Origin of the sequence: Streptomyces sp. GB4-14 (assembly GCF_022696125.1) — a bacterium.
GTDB classification, from domain to species: domain Bacteria; phylum Actinomycetota; class Actinomycetes; order Streptomycetales; family Streptomycetaceae; genus Streptomyces; species Streptomyces werraensis.
Map to the genome: position 1 here is coordinate 233841 of NZ_RZHO01000002.1, position 19215 is coordinate 253055.

The 19215-nt window shown below is 73.7% G+C and carries 16 protein-coding genes and 1 tRNA gene; 8 read left to right on the top strand and 9 right to left on the bottom strand.

Annotated elements, in window-relative coordinates; all coding sequences use genetic code 11:
- The first annotated feature begins 52 nt into the window (after positions 1-52).
- Positions 53-1960 (top strand): molecular chaperone HtpG, encoded by a 1908-nt coding sequence (gene htpG / locus ELQ39_RS02400; protein WP_242590823.1) that lies wholly within the window; start codon positions 53-55, stop codon positions 1958-1960.
- Positions 1961-2005: 45 nt separating this feature from the next.
- Here htpG and ELQ39_RS02405 read toward each other — a convergent pair whose 3' ends face one another.
- Positions 2006-2536, bottom strand: a complete 531-nt coding sequence (locus tag ELQ39_RS02405; protein ID WP_242590824.1) for a DUF2269 family protein — start codon at positions 2534-2536, stop codon at positions 2006-2008.
- 110 nt (positions 2537-2646) lie between these two features.
- Here ELQ39_RS02405 and ELQ39_RS02410 point away from each other — a divergent pair, with 110 nt between their 5' ends.
- From ELQ39_RS02410 to ELQ39_RS02430, 5 genes are all read left to right on the top strand, one after another.
- Positions 2647-3954 carry a cation:proton antiporter gene (locus ELQ39_RS02410; protein ID WP_225639822.1) on the top strand — a complete coding sequence of 436 codons (1308 nt, stop codon included), beginning with the start codon at positions 2647-2649 and terminating at the stop codon, positions 3952-3954.
- Positions 3955-4030: 76 nt separating this feature from the next.
- Positions 4031-4969 carry a hypothetical protein gene (locus tag ELQ39_RS02415; RefSeq protein WP_242590825.1) on the top strand — a complete coding sequence of 313 codons (939 nt, stop codon included), beginning with the start codon at positions 4031-4033 and terminating at the stop codon, positions 4967-4969.
- Positions 4970-5147: 178 nt separating this feature from the next.
- On the top strand, positions 5148-6860 hold the full coding sequence (locus ELQ39_RS02420; RefSeq protein WP_242590826.1) for a SpoIIE family protein phosphatase: 1713 nt from the start codon (positions 5148-5150) through the stop codon (positions 6858-6860).
- Positions 6861-7014: 154 nt separating this feature from the next.
- Entirely contained in the window at positions 7015-8187 is a 1173-nt protein-coding gene (locus ELQ39_RS02425) for a S1 family peptidase (RefSeq protein WP_242590827.1), read from the top strand.
- Between the two features lie 190 nt (positions 8188-8377).
- Positions 8378-9700, top strand: coding sequence for a lipase family protein (locus ELQ39_RS02430; RefSeq protein ID WP_242590828.1), 1323 nt, complete (start codon positions 8378-8380; stop codon positions 9698-9700).
- 57 nt (positions 9701-9757) lie between these two features.
- Here the strand turns inward: ELQ39_RS02430 and ELQ39_RS02435 are convergent.
- Both ELQ39_RS02435 and ELQ39_RS02440 read right to left on the bottom strand, forming a co-directional pair.
- A tRNA-Gly gene (locus ELQ39_RS02435) sits at positions 9758-9827 on the bottom strand.
- Between the two features lie 77 nt (positions 9828-9904).
- On the bottom strand, positions 9905-10444 hold the full coding sequence (locus ELQ39_RS02440) for a snapalysin family zinc-dependent metalloprotease (RefSeq protein ID WP_190002070.1): 540 nt from the start codon (positions 10442-10444) through the stop codon (positions 9905-9907).
- A gap of 222 nt (positions 10445-10666) precedes the next feature.
- On the opposite strand from ELQ39_RS02440, the gene mgrA reads away from it, so the two are divergent.
- On the top strand, positions 10667-11710 hold the full coding sequence (gene mgrA, locus ELQ39_RS02445; RefSeq protein WP_225625690.1) for an L-glyceraldehyde 3-phosphate reductase: 1044 nt from the start codon (positions 10667-10669) through the stop codon (positions 11708-11710).
- Between the two features lie 93 nt (positions 11711-11803).
- On the top strand, positions 11804-12286 hold the full coding sequence (locus tag ELQ39_RS02450) for an MSMEG_6728 family protein (protein ID WP_242590829.1): 483 nt from the start codon (positions 11804-11806) through the stop codon (positions 12284-12286).
- Between the two features lie 46 nt (positions 12287-12332).
- On the opposite strand, the gene ELQ39_RS02455 is transcribed toward ELQ39_RS02450, so the two are convergent.
- From ELQ39_RS02455 to ELQ39_RS02480, 6 genes are all read right to left on the bottom strand, one after another.
- A complete protein-coding gene (locus ELQ39_RS02455) occupies positions 12333-13613 on the bottom strand; it encodes an ABC transporter substrate-binding protein (protein WP_190002067.1) in 1281 nt (426 codons plus the stop codon).
- The gene (locus tag ELQ39_RS02460) at positions 13610-14752 is read right to left on the bottom strand and encodes a branched-chain amino acid ABC transporter permease (RefSeq protein ID WP_190002066.1); all 1143 of its coding nucleotides are present in this window, start codon (positions 14750-14752) and stop codon (positions 13610-13612) included. The genes ELQ39_RS02455 and ELQ39_RS02460 overlap by 4 nt, the downstream gene beginning before the upstream one ends.
- Complete coding sequence (locus ELQ39_RS02465; RefSeq protein WP_242590830.1) at positions 14745-15641, bottom strand: branched-chain amino acid ABC transporter permease; 897 nt, start codon at positions 15639-15641, stop codon at positions 14745-14747. Before ELQ39_RS02465 ends, ELQ39_RS02460 begins: the two co-directional genes overlap by 8 nt.
- Positions 15638-16480, bottom strand: a complete 843-nt coding sequence (locus ELQ39_RS02470) for an ABC transporter ATP-binding protein (protein WP_242590831.1) — start codon at positions 16478-16480, stop codon at positions 15638-15640. The genes ELQ39_RS02465 and ELQ39_RS02470 overlap by 4 nt, the downstream gene beginning before the upstream one ends.
- Positions 16477-17262 (bottom strand): ABC transporter ATP-binding protein, encoded by a 786-nt coding sequence (locus ELQ39_RS02475; RefSeq protein WP_242590832.1) that lies wholly within the window; start codon positions 17260-17262, stop codon positions 16477-16479. The genes ELQ39_RS02470 and ELQ39_RS02475 overlap by 4 nt, the downstream gene beginning before the upstream one ends.
- 629 nt (positions 17263-17891) lie before the next feature.
- A complete protein-coding gene (locus ELQ39_RS02480; protein WP_242590833.1) occupies positions 17892-19160 on the bottom strand; it encodes a helix-turn-helix domain-containing protein in 1269 nt (422 codons plus the stop codon).
- Positions 19161-19215 lie beyond the last annotated feature (55 nt).

A 19215-nucleotide genomic window follows, 5' to 3' on the forward strand; every position in this document is an offset into this window, starting at 1 on the left:
GTGATCGCGCCCCTATCCGGCGTTTCATGGACCAGTGAGGTAATCGCGAACCATGTCGACCGAAACGTTTGAGTTCCAGGTTGAGGCCCGTCAGCTGCTCCAACTGATGATCCACTCGGTCTACTCGAACAAGGACGTCTTCCTCCGTGAGCTCGTCTCCAACGCCTCGGACGCGCTCGACAAGCTGCGGCTGGCCAAGCTGCGCGACGACACGCTCGACGCCGACGTCTCCGACCTGCACATCGAGCTGGAGACCGACCGGGACGCCCGGACGCTCACCGTGCGGGACAACGGCATCGGCATGTCGTACGACGAGGTCGGCGAGCTCATCGGCACCATCGCCAACTCCGGCACGGCGCAGTTCCTGAAGGAGCTGAAGGAGGCGCAGGACGCGGCCGGGGCGGAGGGGCTCATCGGGCAGTTCGGCGTCGGCTTCTACTCCGGGTTCATGGTCGCCGACGAGGTGACCCTGGTGACCCGCAAGGCCGGCGAGAAGCAGGGCACCCGCTGGTCCTCGCGCGGCGAGGGCACGTACACGCTGGAGCGGGTCGACGACGCGCCGCAGGGCACCTCCGTCGTGCTGCACCTCAAGCCCGCCGACCCGGACAACCAGCTGCACGACTACACGTCGGTGTGGAAGATCAAGGAGATCGTCAAGCGCTACTCGGACTTCATCACCTGGCCGGTCCGGCTCGTCGGGGAGAAGGACGGGAAGGGCGACGACGGCGGGACCGCCGAGCCCGAGACGCTGAACTCGATGAAGGCGCTGTGGGCGCGTCCGCGCGACGAGGTGTCCGAGGACGAGTACCACGAGCTGTACAAGCACATCGGTCACGACTGGCGCGAGCCGCTGGAGACGATCCAGCTCCACGCGGAGGGCACCTTCGAGTACCAGGCCCTGCTGTTCGTCCCGTCGCACGCCCCGCACGACCTGTTCCGGCAGGACATGCGGCACGGCCTCCAGCTGTACGTGAAGCGCGTGTTCATCATGGACGACTGCGAGGCGCTGCTCCCCGCGTACCTGCGGTTCGTCAAGGGCGTGGTGGACGCGCAGGACCTCTCGCTCAACGTGTCCCGCGAGATCCTCCAGCAGGACCGGCACATCCGTATGATGCAGCGCCGGCTCACCAAGAAGGTGCTCTCCTCGGTGAAGAGCATGATGACCGGGGCCCCGGACAAGTACGCCACGTTCTGGCGGGAGTTCGGCGCGGTGCTGAAGGAGGGCCTGGTCACCGACCCCGACAACCGGGACGCGCTGCTCGCCGTGGCGTCGTTCGCCTCCACGCACGAGGACGGCGAGGCGGTCACGCTCAAGCAGTACGTCGAGCGGATGCCGGAGGGCCAGGACGACATCTACTACATCACCGGCGAGTCCCGCGAGGCGATCGACAACTCCCCGCACATGGAGGCCTTCCGGGAGCGCGGCATCGAGGTGCTGCTGCTCACCGACCCGGTCGACGAGGTGTGGGTGGACGCCGTCGGCGAGTTCGAGGGCAAGCGGCTGCGGTCGGTCGCCAAGGGCGAGATCGACCTGGACGCGCGCGAGGACGACAAGAGCGAGGACGAGCTGAAGCAGCAGGCGGAGGCGTACGCGGGGCTGCTCGGCTGGATGCGCGAGCGGCTGGACGACGACGTCAAGGAGGTCCGCCTGTCGACGCGGCTCACCCGGTCCCCGGCCTGTCTGGTCGCCGACGCGAACGACCTCACGCCGGCGCTGGAGAACATGTACCGGGCCATGGGCCAGGAGGTGCCGCACAGCAGGCGCATCCTCGAGCTGAACCCGGACCACGCCCTGGTGAAGGGGCTGAACGAGGCGTACACGGAGCGGGAGGACCGCTCGGAGCTCATCGACACCGCCGAGCTGCTGTACACCCTGGCCGTGCTGGCGGAGGGCGGCCGGCCCAAGGACCCGGCGCGGTTCGTGCGGCTGATGGCGGACCGTCTGGAGCGCACGCTGTGAGATGACGGGCCCGCCCGGGGCGACGGGGCCCGCCGTCCCCGCCCGTCAGACGCGGGTGGGCTCGGCGGGCGTCCGCCCGCGGGTGGCCTCGCGCAGCCGCCGGCCGCGGCGGGTGAGGCCCCAGGGCTTCAGGACCGAGATCACCGTCATGAAGACGTAGGCGGACAGGGACACGACCGGACCCGTCAGGACGTCCTCGCCGTCGGGCAGCGCCTGCCCGGCGGACACGGCCGCCACCGCCTCGTTCACGCCCGGCCGCAGCGCGAAGGCGGTCGCGGCGGTGGTGGCGAGGGTCAGCCAGAACTTGGTCCACACCCAGCGGTGCCGGGCCAGCCCCCAGGGCGTGCCCAGGGCCAGGACCAGGCCGCTGCCGAGGGTCAGCAGCGCGATCGGCAGCAGCAGCCGGTCGGCGAACAGCTGCATGGACCGTACGGCCGCCTCCACCGTGGCGGGCGACCCGGTGGTGTCGGCGGCCAGGCCGAGCGCGAGCAGCCCGACGGAGAGGCCCAGCCAGCCGGCGGAGGCGACGACATGGACGGCGAGGAAGGCCCGGCGTGCGGGTCGGTCGAGTTTCACGCCTCCACGGTGCCGGGACCGCCCGGCCAGGGCATCCCACGGCGGGAGTAACCGCGCGTACCGACACAGGCGTACGCGTACGTCGGTGGAGGCGGGGGCACACGTGACCGGTGACCACAGCAGACCTCCTCTTCGCCCTCCTCGGCGCGGTCGCCCTGGGCGCGGCCGTGCTGCCGCGGCTGCTCGCCCGCAGGCCGCTCTCCCTGCCCCTGGTCTTCCTGGCGCTCGGCGCCGTCGTCCAGGCGCTGCCCGTCCCGCTGCCGGAGATCGACCCGGTCGCGGACGGGGTGTGGGTGGAGCACCTCGCGGAGATCTGCGTGGTGCTCTCACTCATGGGCGCGGGTCTCGCCCTGAACCGGCCCTTCGGCCGTGCGACCTGGCGGGGCGTGTGGCGGCAGCTCGGCATCACGATGCCGCTGACCATCGCCGCCGTCGCCGCCCTCGCCTGGGGCCTGCTGGACTGGCCCGCGGCGACCGCGCTGCTGCTGGCGGCGGTGCTCGCGCCGACCGACCCGGTGCTCGCCTCCGAGGTGCGCGTCGGTGAGCCGACGGACGCGGAGCACGACGAGGACGAGGTCCGCTTCACCCTGACCGGCGAAGCGGGGCTGAACGACGGGCTCGCCTTCCCGTTCGTCGCCGCCGCGATCGCCCTGGCCGCCGCCGGCGGGCACATCACCGGCGGAGGCGTCGGCCACTGGCTGCTGGTGGAGGTGCTCTACAAGTGCACGGCGGGCGTGGCCGCGGGGCTGGCCGTCGGGACGCTGCTGGGCCGGCTGTTCTTCCGGGCCCGCTGGCAGGCGATGCGGCTGTCGGAGCACAGCGAGGGGTTCGTCGCGCTCGGCGCGACGTTCCTCGCGTACGGGGTGACGGAGCTGGTGCACGGCTACGGCTTCCTGGCGGTGTTCGTCACCGCCTGCCGCATCCGCGCGGCGGAGCGCGCCCACGGCTACCACACGGTGCTGCACGACTTCGTGGAGCAGATCGAACGCCTGCTGACGGCGGTGCTGCTGTTCCTGGTGGGCGCGTTCGTCGCCCAGGGCGGACTGGGCCCGCTCAGCCTGCAGGGCGCGGCGGTCGCGGTGCTGCTGCTGCTCGTCGTCCGACCGCTGACCGGGTGGGTCGCCCAGTTCGGCACGGCGGCGGGCCCGCGGGAGCGGGTGGTCACGGCGTTCTTCGGCATCCGCGGCATCGGCTCCCTGTTCTACCTGGCGTACGCGCTGGCCTCGCACGACTTCGGGGTGCCGCCCGAGGTGCTGTGGGCGGTGGTGACCTTCACGGTGGTCGCCTCGGTGGTGCTGCACGGGGTGAGCGCCACGCCCGTCATCTCCCGCCTGGACCGGCTGCGGCTGCACCAGGCCAGGGCGAAGGGCGCCGGACCGGACCCCGACGACCACGAGGTGGCGGGCGAGCGCCTGTGACGCCCCGGCCACGAGCGCCCGGCGAGCCGTCCGTCCCGATGTGCGGGGCCGCCGGGTTCGGTGTTGTGTGGGGATCATGCGGCGCGAGGACGGGCGGCCGGGCCCCGAGGACGACGTCGAGGCGGTCCTCGACGAGCTGTACGCGCTGCCCCCGTCGGAGTTCGTCGCCCGGCGGGAGGAGCGGGCGGCGCGGGCCCGGACGCAGCGTCGCGCCCAGGACGCCCGCCGTATTCATGCCGCCCGCCGTCCCACCCTCGCCGGGTGGGCCGCGAACCTGCTGCGGCGGTCACGGCCCGACGAGGCGGAGCGCTTCCTTGAGCTGGGGCGTGCGCTGCGGGAGGCGTACGCCACGCTCGACCCGGGCGGCCTGAAGGAGCTGTCGGCGCAGCGGCGGCGCATCGTCTCCGAGATGTCACGGCAGGCGGCGGCGCTGGCGCGGGAGGAGGGTCATCCGCTGTCGGACGCGATGCAGCGGGACGTCGAGACGACGCTGCGGGCCGTGCTCGCCGATGCGGAGGCCGCCGCGGTGTGGGAGGCGGGCCGGGTGGAGGGTGTGCTCACCCCTCCCTCGGAGTTCGGCGCGGACGCGGTCGCCGCCGCGCCGACCCGCCGCGAACCCGCGCCCGCCCGGAAGTCCCGTACGGACTCGACGACGGCGCGGAGGAAGAAGGACGAGGAGGCCGAGCGACGGCGCGTCGAGAGGGAGGAACGCGCCGCCCGGGCCCGGGAGGAGGCGCGGGCGGCCGGGGAGCGGCTGCGCGAGCGGGTCATGGCCCGCGAGAAGGCCGCGGCGGCGCTGGAACGGGCGGACGGGCAGGAGCGGGAAGCGGGTGAGCGGGTGGCCGCCCTGGAGGAACAGCTCGCCCAGGCCCGTACGGAACAGGAGCGGACGCGCGCGGAGCTCGGCGAGGCACGCGACCGCGACCGGGCCGCGGCGGAGGAACTGGCGGGGGCCGAGCGTGAGGCGGCCGCCGCCGCGCGCCGGGCGGAACGGGCGGAGAGGGACGGCGCGTGACGGGGCAGCACGGGAGACGGCGGAGCAGGGAGAGACAGGTGCGGCGGTCGGGGTACCCGGGGGCCGCACCCGCCCGCGGGGGCGTCCGGGCGGAGGCAGCGCCCGGACGGAGCGGAGCACGGGAGGTGCGTCACGTGACGGAGCGGGGACGGGCCGTCCGCCGGACGGGGGCCGCGGGATGACGCACGACGACACGCGGGACACGGCGGACGGTGCCGCCCGGGCGGTGCCGGCGTCGCTGCCCTCGCTGCTCGCGTCCCTCGACGCCGGCGCGTACGTGGTGGACGCGACGGGCGCGGTCGCGGCCGTGAACGCGCGGGCCGAAAAGCTGCTGGGGCGGCCGGCCGGGGATTTCCTCGGGCGGGACGCGCACGAGCTGCTGCACCGCAGCCGGTACGGCGCCACCCTGCCGCGCGCCCAGTGCGGGATGCGGCAGGCCTACATGGCGGGCCGCACCGTGCAGTCGGAGGAGGAGTGGTTCGAGCGCGGCGACGGGTCGCTCCTCCCGGTGTCCTGGCTGGTCACCCCGTGCCGTACGGACGACGGGACGGTCCGCACGCTGGTGCTGTTCCACGCGCCCAGCGCCCCGGAGGAGACGCGCACCCCCGGCGACCGGTTCAGCAGCCCGCTGCCCGAGCTGGAGCGGCTGGCTCTGCTGGCGGAGACCACCACCCAGCTGACCTCCACCCTGGACGTCGAGCAGGCGCTGCGCAGGCTGGTGCGGCTGGTCGTGCCGCAGCTCGCCGACTGGGCGGTCGTCGACCTGGTCACCGAGCGCGGCCGGGTCCACCGGTCGACCGTGGTTCACGCGCGGGACGGCGACCTGGTGCGGCGCGAGGACCTCGAAGGGGCTCTCTCCCCCGTCCCGGAGGACTCGCTGCTGCCGCTGGCACGGGCGCTGCGCGGGGTCTCCCCCGCGCTGGCCGGGCCCTCCCCGCGGCTCGCGGCGGACTCCCCGCTCGGGGCGCAGCAGGCCCGCCTGTTCGCGGAGTCGGGCATCCACTCCGCGGCCGTCGCGCCGATCCGGGGCGTACGGGAGGTACTCGGCGCACTGACCCTGGGCCGCGCCGACCGGCCGGAGGCGTTCACCCCGGACGACCTGCCGCTGCTGGAGGACATCTGCCGCCGGGCGGGACTGGCGCTGGACAACGCCCGGCTCTACGAACGGCAGCGCACGGTCGCCGAGACCATGCAGCGCCATCTGCTGCCGCAGCTCCCGCACGTGCCCGGCCTGGAGATGAGCGCCCGGTACCTGGCCGCACCGGACGCCTCGCAGGTGGGCGGCGACTGGTACGACGCGTTCGTGCTGCCGGACGGGGCGACCGCGCTGGCCGTCGGGGACGTCGTCGGGCACGACCTGGACGCGGCGGCGGGCATGGCACAGCTGCGCAACGTGCTGCGGGCCTACGCGTGGGCGCAGGAGGATCCGCCCAGCGTCATCGTGTCGCGGCTGGACCGGTCGGCCATGCACATCACCGACGTCACCATGGCGACCCTGCTGTTCGCCCGCATGGACCGGGAGAACGACGGACGGTGGACGCTGACGTGGACCAACGCGGGCCATCCTCCCCCGCTGCTGGTCACCCGGGACGGCGAGGCGCGGTTCCTCACCGGCGGGCACGGCATGCTGCTCGGCACCGCCCTGGAGCGGCCGCGCCCCGACGGTCGGGCCGAAGTGCCGCCCGGGGCCACGCTGTTGTTCTACACGGACGGGCTGATCGAGGAGCCGAGCCGGTCGCTGGACGAAGGCCTGGAGCTGCTGCGCGGGCACGCGGCCGCGCTGGCGGAGCACCCGCCGGCCCGGTTCACCGACCTGGTGCTGCAGCGGACCCGTCCGGCCGGCAACGACGACGACGTGGCCCTTCTCACCGTGCGCGTGCCCGTGGAGTGAGACCCCTGGGACCGGCCCCCGGCCATACGGCCGAAAACTTGGCATAGACCTGCCATGATCAAGTCGCTAGGCTTCGCCCCGACTCGTTCGAGAGCGCTCTCAGACGTGTGAGTTCCACCCCCACCTCTGCTGGAACGACGAAGGGCGACCTTCCATGAGACGACGCACCGGACTCACGCACGCGGCCGTGGCCGCGGCACTGCTGATCGGCAGCTGGGCGGCGGCCGGCACGCTCCCCGCCTCGGCACAGGAGGCACCCTCCTCCGCCGCGGCCGACGCCTCCGCGCCCGCCTCCCCCGGACTGCTCGACGCGATGCAGCGCGACCTCGGCCTGACCCGCGCCGAGGCGGAGGACCGGCTGGCCGCCGAGCGGCGGGCCACCGCGCTGGCCCCCACGGCACGCAAGACCGCCGGATCCGCCTACGGCGGCGCCTGGTTCGACGCCCGGAGCGGCAGGCTGACCGTCGCCGTCACCCCGGAAGCCGACGCCACGACCGTCCGCACCCTGCGCGAGTCCGGCGCCGCCGTCCGCACCGTCGAGCACACCGAACGGCAGCTGGACACGGCCAAGTCCCGCCTCGACCGGCTCGACGCCCCGGCGGGCGTGGCCAGTTGGGCCGTGGACCCGGCCGCCAACTCGGTCGTGGTGAACGTGGTCGAGGACGCGCGGACCGACAACGATGTCCGCGCCTTCGTACGGAAGGCGCGCGCGGCCGGTCCGGTGACCGTACGCACGGTCGCGGACGCACCGTCCACGTTCGCCGCGGGCACGGTCGGCGGCGACCCGTACTACACGGGCAACGTCCGCTGTTCCATAGGCTTCTCGGTGCACGGCGGGTTTGTCACCGCCGGGCACTGCGGAGGCGTCGGCCAGCAGGTGCGCGGCTGGGACGGCTCGTACATCGGTAACTTCCAGGGCTCCTCGTTCCCGGACAACGACTACGCCTGGGTGAACGTGGGCAGCGGCTGGTGGACCGTGCCGGTGGTGCTCGGCTGGGGCACCGTCTCCGACCAGCTGGTGCGCGGCTCGGCCGAGGCCCCGGTCGGCGCCTCGATCTGCCGCTCGGGCTCGACGACCCACTGGCACTGCGGGCGCGTGCTGGCCAAGAACGAGACCGTCAACTACGCCCAGGGCGCGGTGCACCAGATGACGAAGACCAGCGTGTGCGCCGAGGGCGGTGACTCGGGCGGCTCGTTCATCAGCGGCGACCAGGCGCAGGGCGTCACCTCCGGCGGCTGGGGCAACTGCTCCGGCGGAGGCGAGACCTGGTTCCAGCCGGTCAACGAGATCCTCAACCGCTACGGGCTGACGCTGCACACGGCCTGACAGCTCCCTTCCGCATGAGCGGGCCCCGCCGGACTCCTCGGCGGGGCCCGCTTCCTGTGCCGCCGAGGACGCCTCAAGGTCGACCGCCCACAAGAGTTACCGGTCCGTAACTTACTCGTGGGTTACCGACGGTAAGTGAGCGCTGTTAGTTTTCGGATTCATCTTCTGCAGCCGCAGCGAGGAGAGAGCCGTGAGCCGAATCAGCAGCGTACTGACCACCGTCGTCGCCACGACGGCCTGTGTGTGCGCGTCCGCGTCGCCCGCCGCGGCGACCGACCCCGTCGTGTCCAGGGGCGTCACCATCCCCGCCTTCTACACCCCGCCCGCCGAACTCCCGTCGGGCAACGGCAAGCTGATCCGCCATGAACCCCTGCGCCTCGGGCTGAGCCTGCCCGGCCTGGACGGCCGCCGGCTGCCGGGCACCGCCACCCGTCTGATGTACACCTCGACCGACTCGAACGGGCGGCCGGTGGCCGTCACCGGCGCCTACATCGAGCCGTCCGCCGGCTGGAAGGGCTCCGGGCCCCGCCCCCTGGTCGTGGTCGGCTCGGGCACGATGGGCCAGGGCGACCAGTGCGCGCCCTCCCTCGCCCTGGAGAACCCGCTGACCCTCACCGGACGGACCGTGTCGTTCGGTTACGAGACCCTCGCCGTATACCGCCTGCTCGCCACGGGCGCGGCGGTCGTCGTCACCGACTACGCCGGCCTCGGCACCACCGACCGGCTGCACACCTACGTCAACCGCGTCGACGAGGGCCACGCCATGCTGGACGCGGCCCGGGCGGCGCGCTCCGTGCCCGGCGCGTCCGTCACGGCCGCCTCCCGGGTGGGGATGTACGGCTACAGCCAGGGCGGCGGCGCCAGCGCCGCCGCGGCCGAACTCCAGAGCACGTACGCGCCCGACGTCCCGCTCGTCGGCACCTACAGCGGCGCGCCGCCCGCCGATCTGACGGAGGTGACGAAGGGCATCGACGGCAGCGCGCTGGCCGGTGCGCTGGGCTGGTCCATCAACGGTTTCGCCCAGGCGTCGCCGGCGCTGCGGGACGTCGTCGAGGCGAACCTGAACGACGCCGGACGCGAGGCGCTGAAGGACATCTCCACCACCTGTGTGGGCGACGCGATCCTCGGCTACGGCTTCACGAAGAGCACGAAGTGGACGAAGAACGGGAAGTCCGTCGGTGAGATCATCGCGGGAGAGCCCGCCGCCCAGGCCGTCCTGGACGACCAGCGTCTCGGCCGGCTGAAGCCCACCGGCCCGGTCCGTCTGGCGACGGGGACGCAGGACGACATAGTGCCCCACGCCCAGGCGCGGCAACTGGCCGTGGACTGGTGCAAGAAGGGCGCCGACGTCACCTACAAGGCGGTCGTGCTGCCGAACCTGGGCGACAAGCTGCTCACCAACCACCTGGTGCCGCTGCTGACCGACCAGGGCGACGCGGTGGACTGGCTGGCCGACCGGCTGAATGGCAAGGCGGCGGGCTCCAACTGCTGGACCATGCCCGCGCAGCCGTGAGCACGCGGGAAGGAGATGAGCCCCGTCCCGCGACCGCGGGACGGGGCTCATGAGCGGAGCGCCGGGCAGGCCTTGCACCTGCATCTCCCCGCAGGAAGCGGGGCGTCTTTCCTTGGACCACCAACGCATGGTCGGGCGGGGGAGGTTCGTCCTCGCCGTGACCTGAGAAAACCATAGCGGAGATCGGCTCACTCGTCACATCGGTCACATGAACAGCCCGGCGGGGGCACGTTCGAACTTCTTCTCGACCTCGGCCCGCTCGGCCGCGTTCGGCCGGGCGGAGGCGCAGGAAGGCCCGGCGCTGGCGCCGGACATCAGTTCGGAGCACGGGCCCGGCTTACGGTCCGGCAGGCCCAGGACGTGGCCCAGTTCGTGGGCGGCGATACGGACCGTGGAGTGACCGTCCGCCACCGCATCCCGGCCGAAGTACACGGTGCCGCTGCCCAGCCCGCCGGGCACGGTGCGCGGCCAGCCGTCGACGACGACGATCCGGATGTCCGCCGGTTCGCCGGACGCCGCCGGCCGCAGTTCCACCGCGTCGACACTGTCGTTCCAGATCTCCGCTCCCCTGTCGACCGCGGACGCGAACTCCCCGGCCCGGCCGGCGTCGTAGGTGAGCACCCGGGTCTCCCCCGGAGGGGCCGCCGAGTCGGCCGTCCTGACGGCCACGGCCTGCCCGCCCACCACGGGGCCGGACAGGACGAGCACGGCGGCCACGGCGCCGGTGAGCGTACGGATCCGCATGGTCGACCTCCTGTGGGGGGGAAGCGGCGGAAGAAGTGCCGCTTGGGAGCGGCTTCCCGCCGCCCGGCCGGTCAATCACGCCGTCCCCGGCGATTCAGAAGTCCCGCTGCTCAATCCCATGCGACGTACCGGTTGGACTTCCGGATCACTCGGGGGCACTGTGGGCCCAGGATCCACACCGTCCCACGGGACACCCCGCTCGCACCACCGGAGACCGCACCGATGAACCACCTCGCCGCCCCCGACCGCTACGACGGCGCCATGCGCTACCGGCGCACCGGGCGCTCGGGTCTCGACCTGCCCCTGCTGTCGCTCGGCTACTGGCACAACTTCGGTGACGACCGGTCCTTCGAGAGCCAGCGGGCCATCGCGCTGCGCGCCTTCGACCTGGGCATCACCCACCACGACCTGGCCAACAACTACGGCCCGCCCTACGGCTCCGCCGAGATCAACTTCGGCCGGCTGATGAAGCGGGACCTGGCGCCGTACCGGGACGAGATGGTGATCTCCACCAAGGCCGGCTGGGACATGTGGCCCGGCCCCTACGGCCAGGGCGGCGGCTCCCGCAAGTACCTGCTGGCATCCCTGGACCAGTCCCTGAAGCGGATGGGACTGGAGTACGTGGACATCTTCTACTCGCACCGGCTGGACGCCACCACGCCGCTCGAGGAGACCATGGGCGCCCTGGACACCGCGGTGCGCCAGGGCAAGGCGCTCTACGTCGGCATCTCCTCGTACGACGCCGAGCGCAGCCGGCAGGCCGCGGAGATCCTGCGCGACCTGGGCACCCCGCTGCTGATCCACCAGCCGTCGTACAACATGCTGAACCGCTGGATCGAGACGGACGGGCTGCTGGACGTGGCCGACGAGGAGGGCTTCGGCGTCATCGGGTTCACCGCCCTGGCGCAGGGGCTGCTCACCGGGCGCTACCTGGACGGCGTGCCCGAGGACTCGCGGGCCGCGGCGGGCACCTCGTTCGACGCGGGCTGGCTGACGGACGACATGCTGCGCAGGCTGCGGGCGCTCAACGACATCGCGGCCCGGCGCGGGCAGACCCTCGCGCAGATGGCCCTCGCCTGGGCGCTGCGCGACCCGCGGGTGACCTCGCTGGTCATCGGCGCCTCGCGCACCGAGCAGCTGGAGCAGAACGTGGCCGCGCTGGAGAACCTCGACTTCACCGCCGAGGAGCTGGCCGAGATCGACTCGTACGCCACGGACGGCGGCGTGGACCTGTGGCGGGACGCCCGCCTCGGCGCGATGGGCTGACCCCCGTGCCGGGCGGGCGAGGTGTGTCCCGCCCGGTTCTGGGAACTGAGGTGCTCTGAACGGCTTGGCCCCCCACCTCCCGGACGGCCGCACATGCAGACCTTCCTGCCCTACCCCGACTTCTGCGGGACCGCGCTGGTCCTCGACCGCAAGCGGCTCGGGAAACAGAGGGTGGAGGCGCTCCAGGTGCTGCGCGGGCTGATCGTGCCGGGCTACGGCTGGCGCCGCCATCCGGCCGTGCGCATGTGGACGGGGTACGAGGAGGCGCTGGTGCGCTACGGCCTGGAGATCTGCCGGGTGTGGCGCGAGCAGGGCCACCAGGACAGCTGTGCGGCCACCCTGGTCGCGGACCTGGCCACGGTCCGGCCCGGGGCGCCGGTGCGGGGGCAGCAGGAGCTGGCCGAGGCCGGTGAGCTGCCGCCCTGGCTCGGCGACGAGGCCGTGCACCGCAGCCACCGCTCCGCGCTGGTCCGCAAGGATCCCGAGGTGTACCGGGAGCTGTTTCCCGGCGAGCCGGACGACCTGCCGTACTTCTGGCCGTCCTCCGACCGCGACCCGGAGGCGGCCACCGGCTGAGCCCCGGCGCGCCTCGTGCGAGGCGCGCCGGGGCCTCACCTGTGCCTCACCGGGAGGACAGGTACTCCTCGACGCCGGGCGCGGTGTGCGCGTCCTCGGCGTTCACGACGCCGCCGACCGCCTTCGCGTCCGGCTTGAGCACGTAGGTCTCGGTGCTCGCGGGACGGTTCACGTCGGAGAAGTCCTGCGGGGTGCCGAGCCCGGTGTCGGCGTTCGACTGCGAGCGGTGCGCCTTGACGACGTCCTCCCTGGTCAGGCCGCCCGCCTCGCACGCCTTGGCGAGGTCCTCGCCGATGAGCTTCGCGGCGTTGTAGCCGGACAGCACGCCCGAGTCGACGGGCGAGTCCGGGTACTTCTTCCTGTACGACGCCACCATGGTCTTCACCCCGGGCAGGTCGGAGCTGACGGCGGGCGCCGCGCTGACCACGTTCAGCATGGCCGCGAGGGCGGGCGCGGCCGGCGTCTCCATCAGCTGGGGCGCGAAGCCGGGTGCGCTGCTCACCACGGGGACCTTCAGGCCGCGCGAGGCGGCGACGCCCACGAGGGACGCCGTCTGTGCCGGGCCGGCGCTGATCAGGACCGCCTTGACGCCCTGCTTGCGCAGCGCCGACACCTGCGCCGACAGATCGGTGTCGGTGGCCTGGATCTTCTGCCCGGCCACCTTCATCCCGGCCCGCTCCGCCGCCCAGGTGGAACCCTCCAGGGCGTTGGCGCCGTAGTCGCCCTCGAAGTAGACGTGACCGATGGTGTCGCCCTTCTTCAGGCCCTTGGTGCGGGTGAGGTGGTCGACGGCGGCGATCATGTCGACGTCGTAGGTGGTGCCGAGCACCTGGACGGCGTCCTTGCCGAGCAGCGAGGCCGCCCAGGCCTGCGGGAAGGTGAGCATCCGGTCCCGCTCGATGTCGTCGAGCAGGGCGGCCACCACCGGGGAGCCGATGACCTGGGGCAGCGCCACCACGTCGGGGGCGATGTCGGCGTAGGCGGTGACGGCCTTCTGCACGTCGTAGCCGTGGTCCTTGACGACGATCTCGACCTTGCGGTCGCAGATGCCGCCCTCGGCGTTGGTCTCGTCGGCCCACATCTGCTGGGCCTGCACGATGCTCTTGCCGAGCGTGGCGTAGGGGCCGGTCAGGTCGGTGAGGGCGCCGAGCCTGATGGTGTCGTCGTCGACGCCGGGTCCGGTGCGGACGCCGTCGGCGGCGTCGCCCTTGCCGTCGCCCTCCGCCTTGGAGCTGCATCCGGTGGCGGCGAGCAGCAGCGCGAGAGTGCCGGCGAGGACGGCCCCGGCTGCGCGGACGCGGGGACGGCGGGTGTGTCTGGTCGTCACGGGGTGTGCTCCTTGGGTCGTGCGGCCGCGGCCGGCGGCGGGGGCGAGGGAACGGCGGTGGTCGGGTCGGTGGTCGGGGTGCGGCGGCGCCGCAGGCGGTCGCGGGCCCGGCGGGCCAGACCGTGCAGCCCGTCGGGGGCGTACAGCAGGACGAGGACGATGGCGGCGCCGTACAGGTAGCGGGCGGCCTCGGTGGGGCCGACGGCGCCCTCGGCGGAGCCGGGCGCGGCGACCAGCGGGAGCTGGTCGGCGTACCGGGTCATCAGCAGCGGCAGCGCGGTGACGAACACGGCGCCCGCGGTGGCGCCGGCGACCGAGCCGAGGCCGCCGATGACGATCATGGCGAGGTAGTCGACGGACAGCACGAGACCGAAGTAGTCGGGCACCACCCGGCGGAAGGCGAGAGCCAGAAGCACACCGGCGAGGCCCGCGTACATCGACGACACCACGAACGCCGCGGAGCGGTGCCGGGCCACGTCGACGCCCATCACGGCGGCGGCGGTCTCGCTGTCCCGGAGGGCGGCCAGCGCCCGGCCGGGGCGGGAGCGGAGCAGGCCCCGGGCGGTGAACCAGGTGAGCGCGAACAGCGCCAGCCCCAGGAACCACAGCCGTTCCTCCGCGCCGAACGGCACACCCAGGACGGTCAGTTCGTCGCCCGCGTCGAAGGTGAAGCCGCCGAGGGACAGCGGGGGAACGGAGCGGCCGTTGAAGCCGCCGGTGACCGACTCGGCGGTGAGCAGGACGTGGTGGCCGAGGAAGACCAGGGCGAGGGTCGCGATGCCGAGGTAGATGCCCTTGACGCGGCCGGCGACGGGGCTGAACAGCCCGCCGGCGAGCCCCGCCATCAGCACCGCGAGGGGCACGGCGAGGGCGGTCGGCAGGCCAGGACCGGGGTCGCCGGCCAGCCAGGTGTAGCCGTAGGCGCCGACGGCGAGGAAGAAGGCGTGGCCGAGGGAGAGCTGTCCCGCGGTGCCGCTGAGCAGGGCGAGGCCGACCGCGCCGATGGCGGCCGCCATGGAGAACAGGCCGATGCGCAGCCAGAAGGCGTCCAGGTAGAACGGCGGCAGGCACAGCAGCACGGCGACCGTGAGAAGGGTGGCGCGGCGGCGGGTGAGGAGCGCGCGGATCCGGTCAGACACGGGCCGCTCCCTTCGCGCCGAACAGCCCGTTGGGCCGCACCAGGAGCACCAGCAGCATCACGGCGTAGGGAGCGACGTCGCCGAACCCCTCGCCGAGCACGTGCAGTTCGGACTGGTAGCCGACGACGAGCGCCTCGGTCAGCCCGATGACGAGACTGCCGGCGAGGGCGCCCGTCGGGGAGGCCAGCCCGCCGAGGATGGCGGCGGGGAAGGCGTTGAGCGCGATCTGGCCGGTGGTGCGCTCCAGACCGGGGGCGGGGAACGCGGCGAGGAACACCGCGGCCAGCGCGGCGAGCGCGCCCGCCAGGCACCAGGCGCCCGCCCGCACCCGGCCGAGGTGCACGCCCATCAGCGCGGCGGCCTCCATGTCCTCCGCCGCCGCCCGCAGCGACAGGCCCCAGGGGGTGAACCGGAACAGGGCGAAGACCCCGGTGATGACGAAGGCCGACACGGCGATGGCGGCGAGCCGGCTGTCCGCGACGGTGACCGGGCCGAGTTCGGTCACCGCGTCCCCCCACGGGTCCCCGAGGGTCAGCAGGTCACCGCCGATGCGCCGGGCCAGCTCGGTGAGCAGCACGATGTCGATGCCGATGGTGACGATGGTCTGCACGTGCGCGGAGTGGGCGTCGTGGCCTCCGCGCTGGAGCAGGAACCGGTCCATCGCCCCGGCCAGGGCGGCCGTCACGATCACCGCGAGGGCGAGCGCCCCGGCGAAGCCCAGGTCGTCGTGGAGGACGGCGACCAGATAGCCGCCGAACAGCAGCAGGGAGCCGTGGGCGAAGTTGAGCACGCCCGAGGCCTTGAAGATGACGACGAAGCCGAGGGCGACCAGCGCGTACACCGCGCCGAGGGCCAGTCCGCCCAGCAGGCTGTCCAGGAGATCCGTCATGCCGCGTCCTCCCCGGTCGCGTCGGTGCCGAGGTAGGCGCGCAGGACCTCCGGGTCCCGGCGCACCTCGTCGGGCGTGCCGTGCGCGATGGGCCGGCCGAAGTCCAGCACGGTGACCTCGTCGGCGAGACGCATCACCAGCCCCATGTCGTGCTCCACGAGCACGACCGAGAGGCCGAGTTCGGCCCGCAGTTCCGCCACCACCTCGGCGGTACGGGCGCGTTCGGCGGCGTTCATGCCGGCCACCGGTTCGTCGAGCAGCAGCACACGGGGCTCCAGGCAGAGGGCGCGGGCGAGTTCGACGCGCTTGCGGTCGCCGTAGGACAGCAGACCGACCGGTGAGTGGAAGTGGGCTCCGAGGCCGGTGAGTTCGGCGATGTCGCGGGCGCGGGCGAGGTGCTCGCGCTGTTCGCGCCGGGCCCCCGGCAGCCGCAGGGCGCTCGCGGTGAACCCGGCGCGGGTGAGGGCGTGCCGGCCGAGCATCAGGTTGTCGGCGACGGTGCCCTGGGTGGTGACGATGTTCTGGAAGGTACGGGCCACGCCGAGCGCGGCGATGCGGTGCGGGGCGAGCCTGGTCAGCTCCGTGCCGCCGAGGGTCACGGCGCCGGCGGCGGGGCGGCACAGCCCCGACAGCACGTTGAAGCACGTGGACTTGCCCGCGCCGTTCGGGCCGATGAGCGCGTGCACCGAGCCCGGGGCCACGGTGAAGGACACTCCGTCGAGCGCGGTGAGCCCGGCGAAGCGGACGGTGACGTTGCGGACGGCGAGTTCGGGCGGGGCGGTGGTGGCGGGGGCGGTGCGGGGCTCGGTGGTGCGGGCCTGGGTGGTGCGGTCGTTCACGCGGCCCCCTGGTCCTGCGCCGACTCGCCCAGGTACAGGCGGCGTACGGCGTCGGTGCGGGCGAGTTCGCCGGCGGGCCCGGACAGGCGGGTCTCCCCCACCTCCAGGACGTGCGCGTGACTCGCGAGGGAGAGCGCCATGCCCGCGTTCTGCTCGACGAGCAGCACGGCGGTGCCCTGGGCGTTGATCTCCCGGACCACCTCCGCGATGCGGTGCACCATCTGCGGGGCGAGGCCCAGGGAGGGCTCGTCCAGGAGCAGCAGGCGGGGCGCCGCCATCAGGGCGCGGCCGATCGCGAGCATCTGCTGCTCGCCGCCGGACAGCAGCCCGGCCGGCTGGTGGGTGCGTTCGGCGAGCCGGGGGAAGAGCGTGAAGACGCGGTCGCGGGCCTCCTGGACCTGGGCGCGTCCGCGGCGTCCCAGGCCGAGGCCGCCGGAGCGGAGGTTCTCGTCGACCGACAGCCCGGAGAACACCCGCCGCCCTTCGGGTACTTGAACGACGCCGGCGCGGACCGCGGCGACCGGGTCCTTGCCGTCGAGCACCGTGTCGCCGTAGCGGATGCGGCCGGCCGTGACCGCGCCGCGGTGCAGACGGAGCGTGCCGGAGACGGCGCGCAGCAGTGTGGTCTTGCCTGCGCCGTTCGCGCCGAGCAGGGCCACGACCGTGGCGGGGGGCACGGTAAGGGACACGGCGCGGAGGGCGGACAGGGCGCGGCCGTACGTCACGTCGACGTTCTCGACGTGCAGGGTGGGTCCGCCACCGTCCGGTGGTGCTTCGGGCATCACGACTCCTCGGGGTCGTCGCGTGGGTCCGCGACGGCTTCGGGGGAAGGGGTGCTTACGACAGCACGGGGGTGCGGAGGGGGTACAGCGGTCCGTGACCGCACGCTGCGGTGTACCAACGGGGGTGGGGGTGGGTTGTGCGGGTGCCCATGCGGGCGGCTCGCTGTCCGGTACGCCCGAGGGGCGGGTCGGCTGCGTTCGGTCGCGGGTGCGGGGCGGTGGGGGTCGAGCGCGCAGTTCCCCGCGCCTCCTTCCGGGGCGGTTCGTCGGCGGGTGTGGGACCGTGGGGCCTGGTCGCGCAGTTCCCCGCGCCCCTTCGGGCGCATCCGGCTGCGGGACGGGCAGCGGTGCCGCGCGCCCGAGGGGCGGGGCGGTTCGTCGGCGGGTGCGGGGCCGTGGGGCCTGGTCGCGCAGTTCCCCGCGCCCCTTCGGGCGCATCCGGCTGCGGGACGGGCAGCGGTGCCCGCGCCCGAGGGGCGGGTCGGTTGCGTTCGGTCGCGGGTGCGGGGCGGTGGGGGCTGAGCGCGCAGTTCCCCGCGCCCCCTTTCGGGGCGCTTCGCCGCCCGTTCGTCGCGGGTGCGGGACCGTGGGCCTGGTGGCGCAGTTCCCCGCGCCCCCTTCGGGGTGTGCTAGGTCCCTTGGCGGTGGAAGAGGTTGTGGGCTGTCAGGGCCAGGGTGGTTTCCACCAGGTCCGTGGGGCGGGAGAGGTTGCGGCCTGTCAGCTGTTCGTAGCGGCGGAGGCGGTTGAGGACGGTGTTGCGGTGGCAGTAGAGGCGGCGGCCGGCCCGTTGGGCGGAGCCGTCGCAGGCGAGCCAGGTGGCGAGGGTGTCGAGGAGCACCTCGGCGTCGGCCGGTTCCAGGGCGGCGAGCGGGCCCAGCAGCCGGTCGGCCAGCGCCGCGGCGAGGTCGGGGTTCGACGCGACCAGCGCCGCCGGCAGGTGCTCGGTCAGCCGGACCGTGCCGCCCGCCTCGGGGCACAGCCGCAGCGCCGTGTCCGCCAGCCGTCGCGCCTCCCCCACGGCGGCAAGTCCGTCGACGGCGCCGCTGACGCCCACCCGCACCCCGGGCGGCTGCTCGTCCGGGACGATCACCGCCGGGTCGCCCTCGACGAGGGCGATGCCGTGGTCGGCGTCCACACCGGTGTGCCAGTGCACGCGCACACCCGGGGCGAGGGCCGCCTGGGCGCCCGTACACCCCGCGGACCGCGTCCCCTCGACGGCGACGACCACGTACCGGCCGTGTTCGGGCAGGTCCAGCGCCTCGGCCGCCTCGGGCAGGTCGGCGATCCTGCTGGTGCCGTCCAGCAGGGCAGCGGCGAGCAGGCGCACCCTGTTCTCCCTCCGCCACGCCATCTGCCGTTCGGTCTGCCGGTACGCGTCCGCGACGATCGTGCTGTGCTCGTCGACGAACTCCCACACGTCGGACGCGACGTGCACCAGCAGCCGTACGTCCTCCGGCGCCGCCCGGGACGTCTCGTCGACCAGGCCCTGCCACACCAGCGAGCCGCCCAGCCGGAAGGCGTGCAGCACCGCGTCCAGCGGCAGTCCCTGCTCGGCGCGGGTGGCGCCGATCTTCCAGGAGCAGCGGCGCGCCCCGTCACGGGCGCCCCGCGGGTCCAGCAGCGAGGAGATGCTGTGCCGCAGCGAGCGGTGCACCTCCTGCCAGGTGGCGACGGCGTCGCCCTCGACGGCGGTGCGGTAGGCCGGCTCCTGCTCCTGGAGCACCGCGACCAGCCGGTCGGTGAGCTGCGGCAGGTCGTCCAGCAGGATGCGGGCGGCCCGGTGCAGCACACGCAGCGCGTCGGCGTCGATCAGCGACCGCACGCGTGGCGTCCGCGACCGCGGCGCGGGCACGGGTCCGGGACGCAGCAGGGTTCGTGGCCGTACGGCGTGAGGCATCGCTCATTCCCCCCAGGGTCGGGCTTCCGGGCGGTGCCCGTGCGGCGGCCCCGTA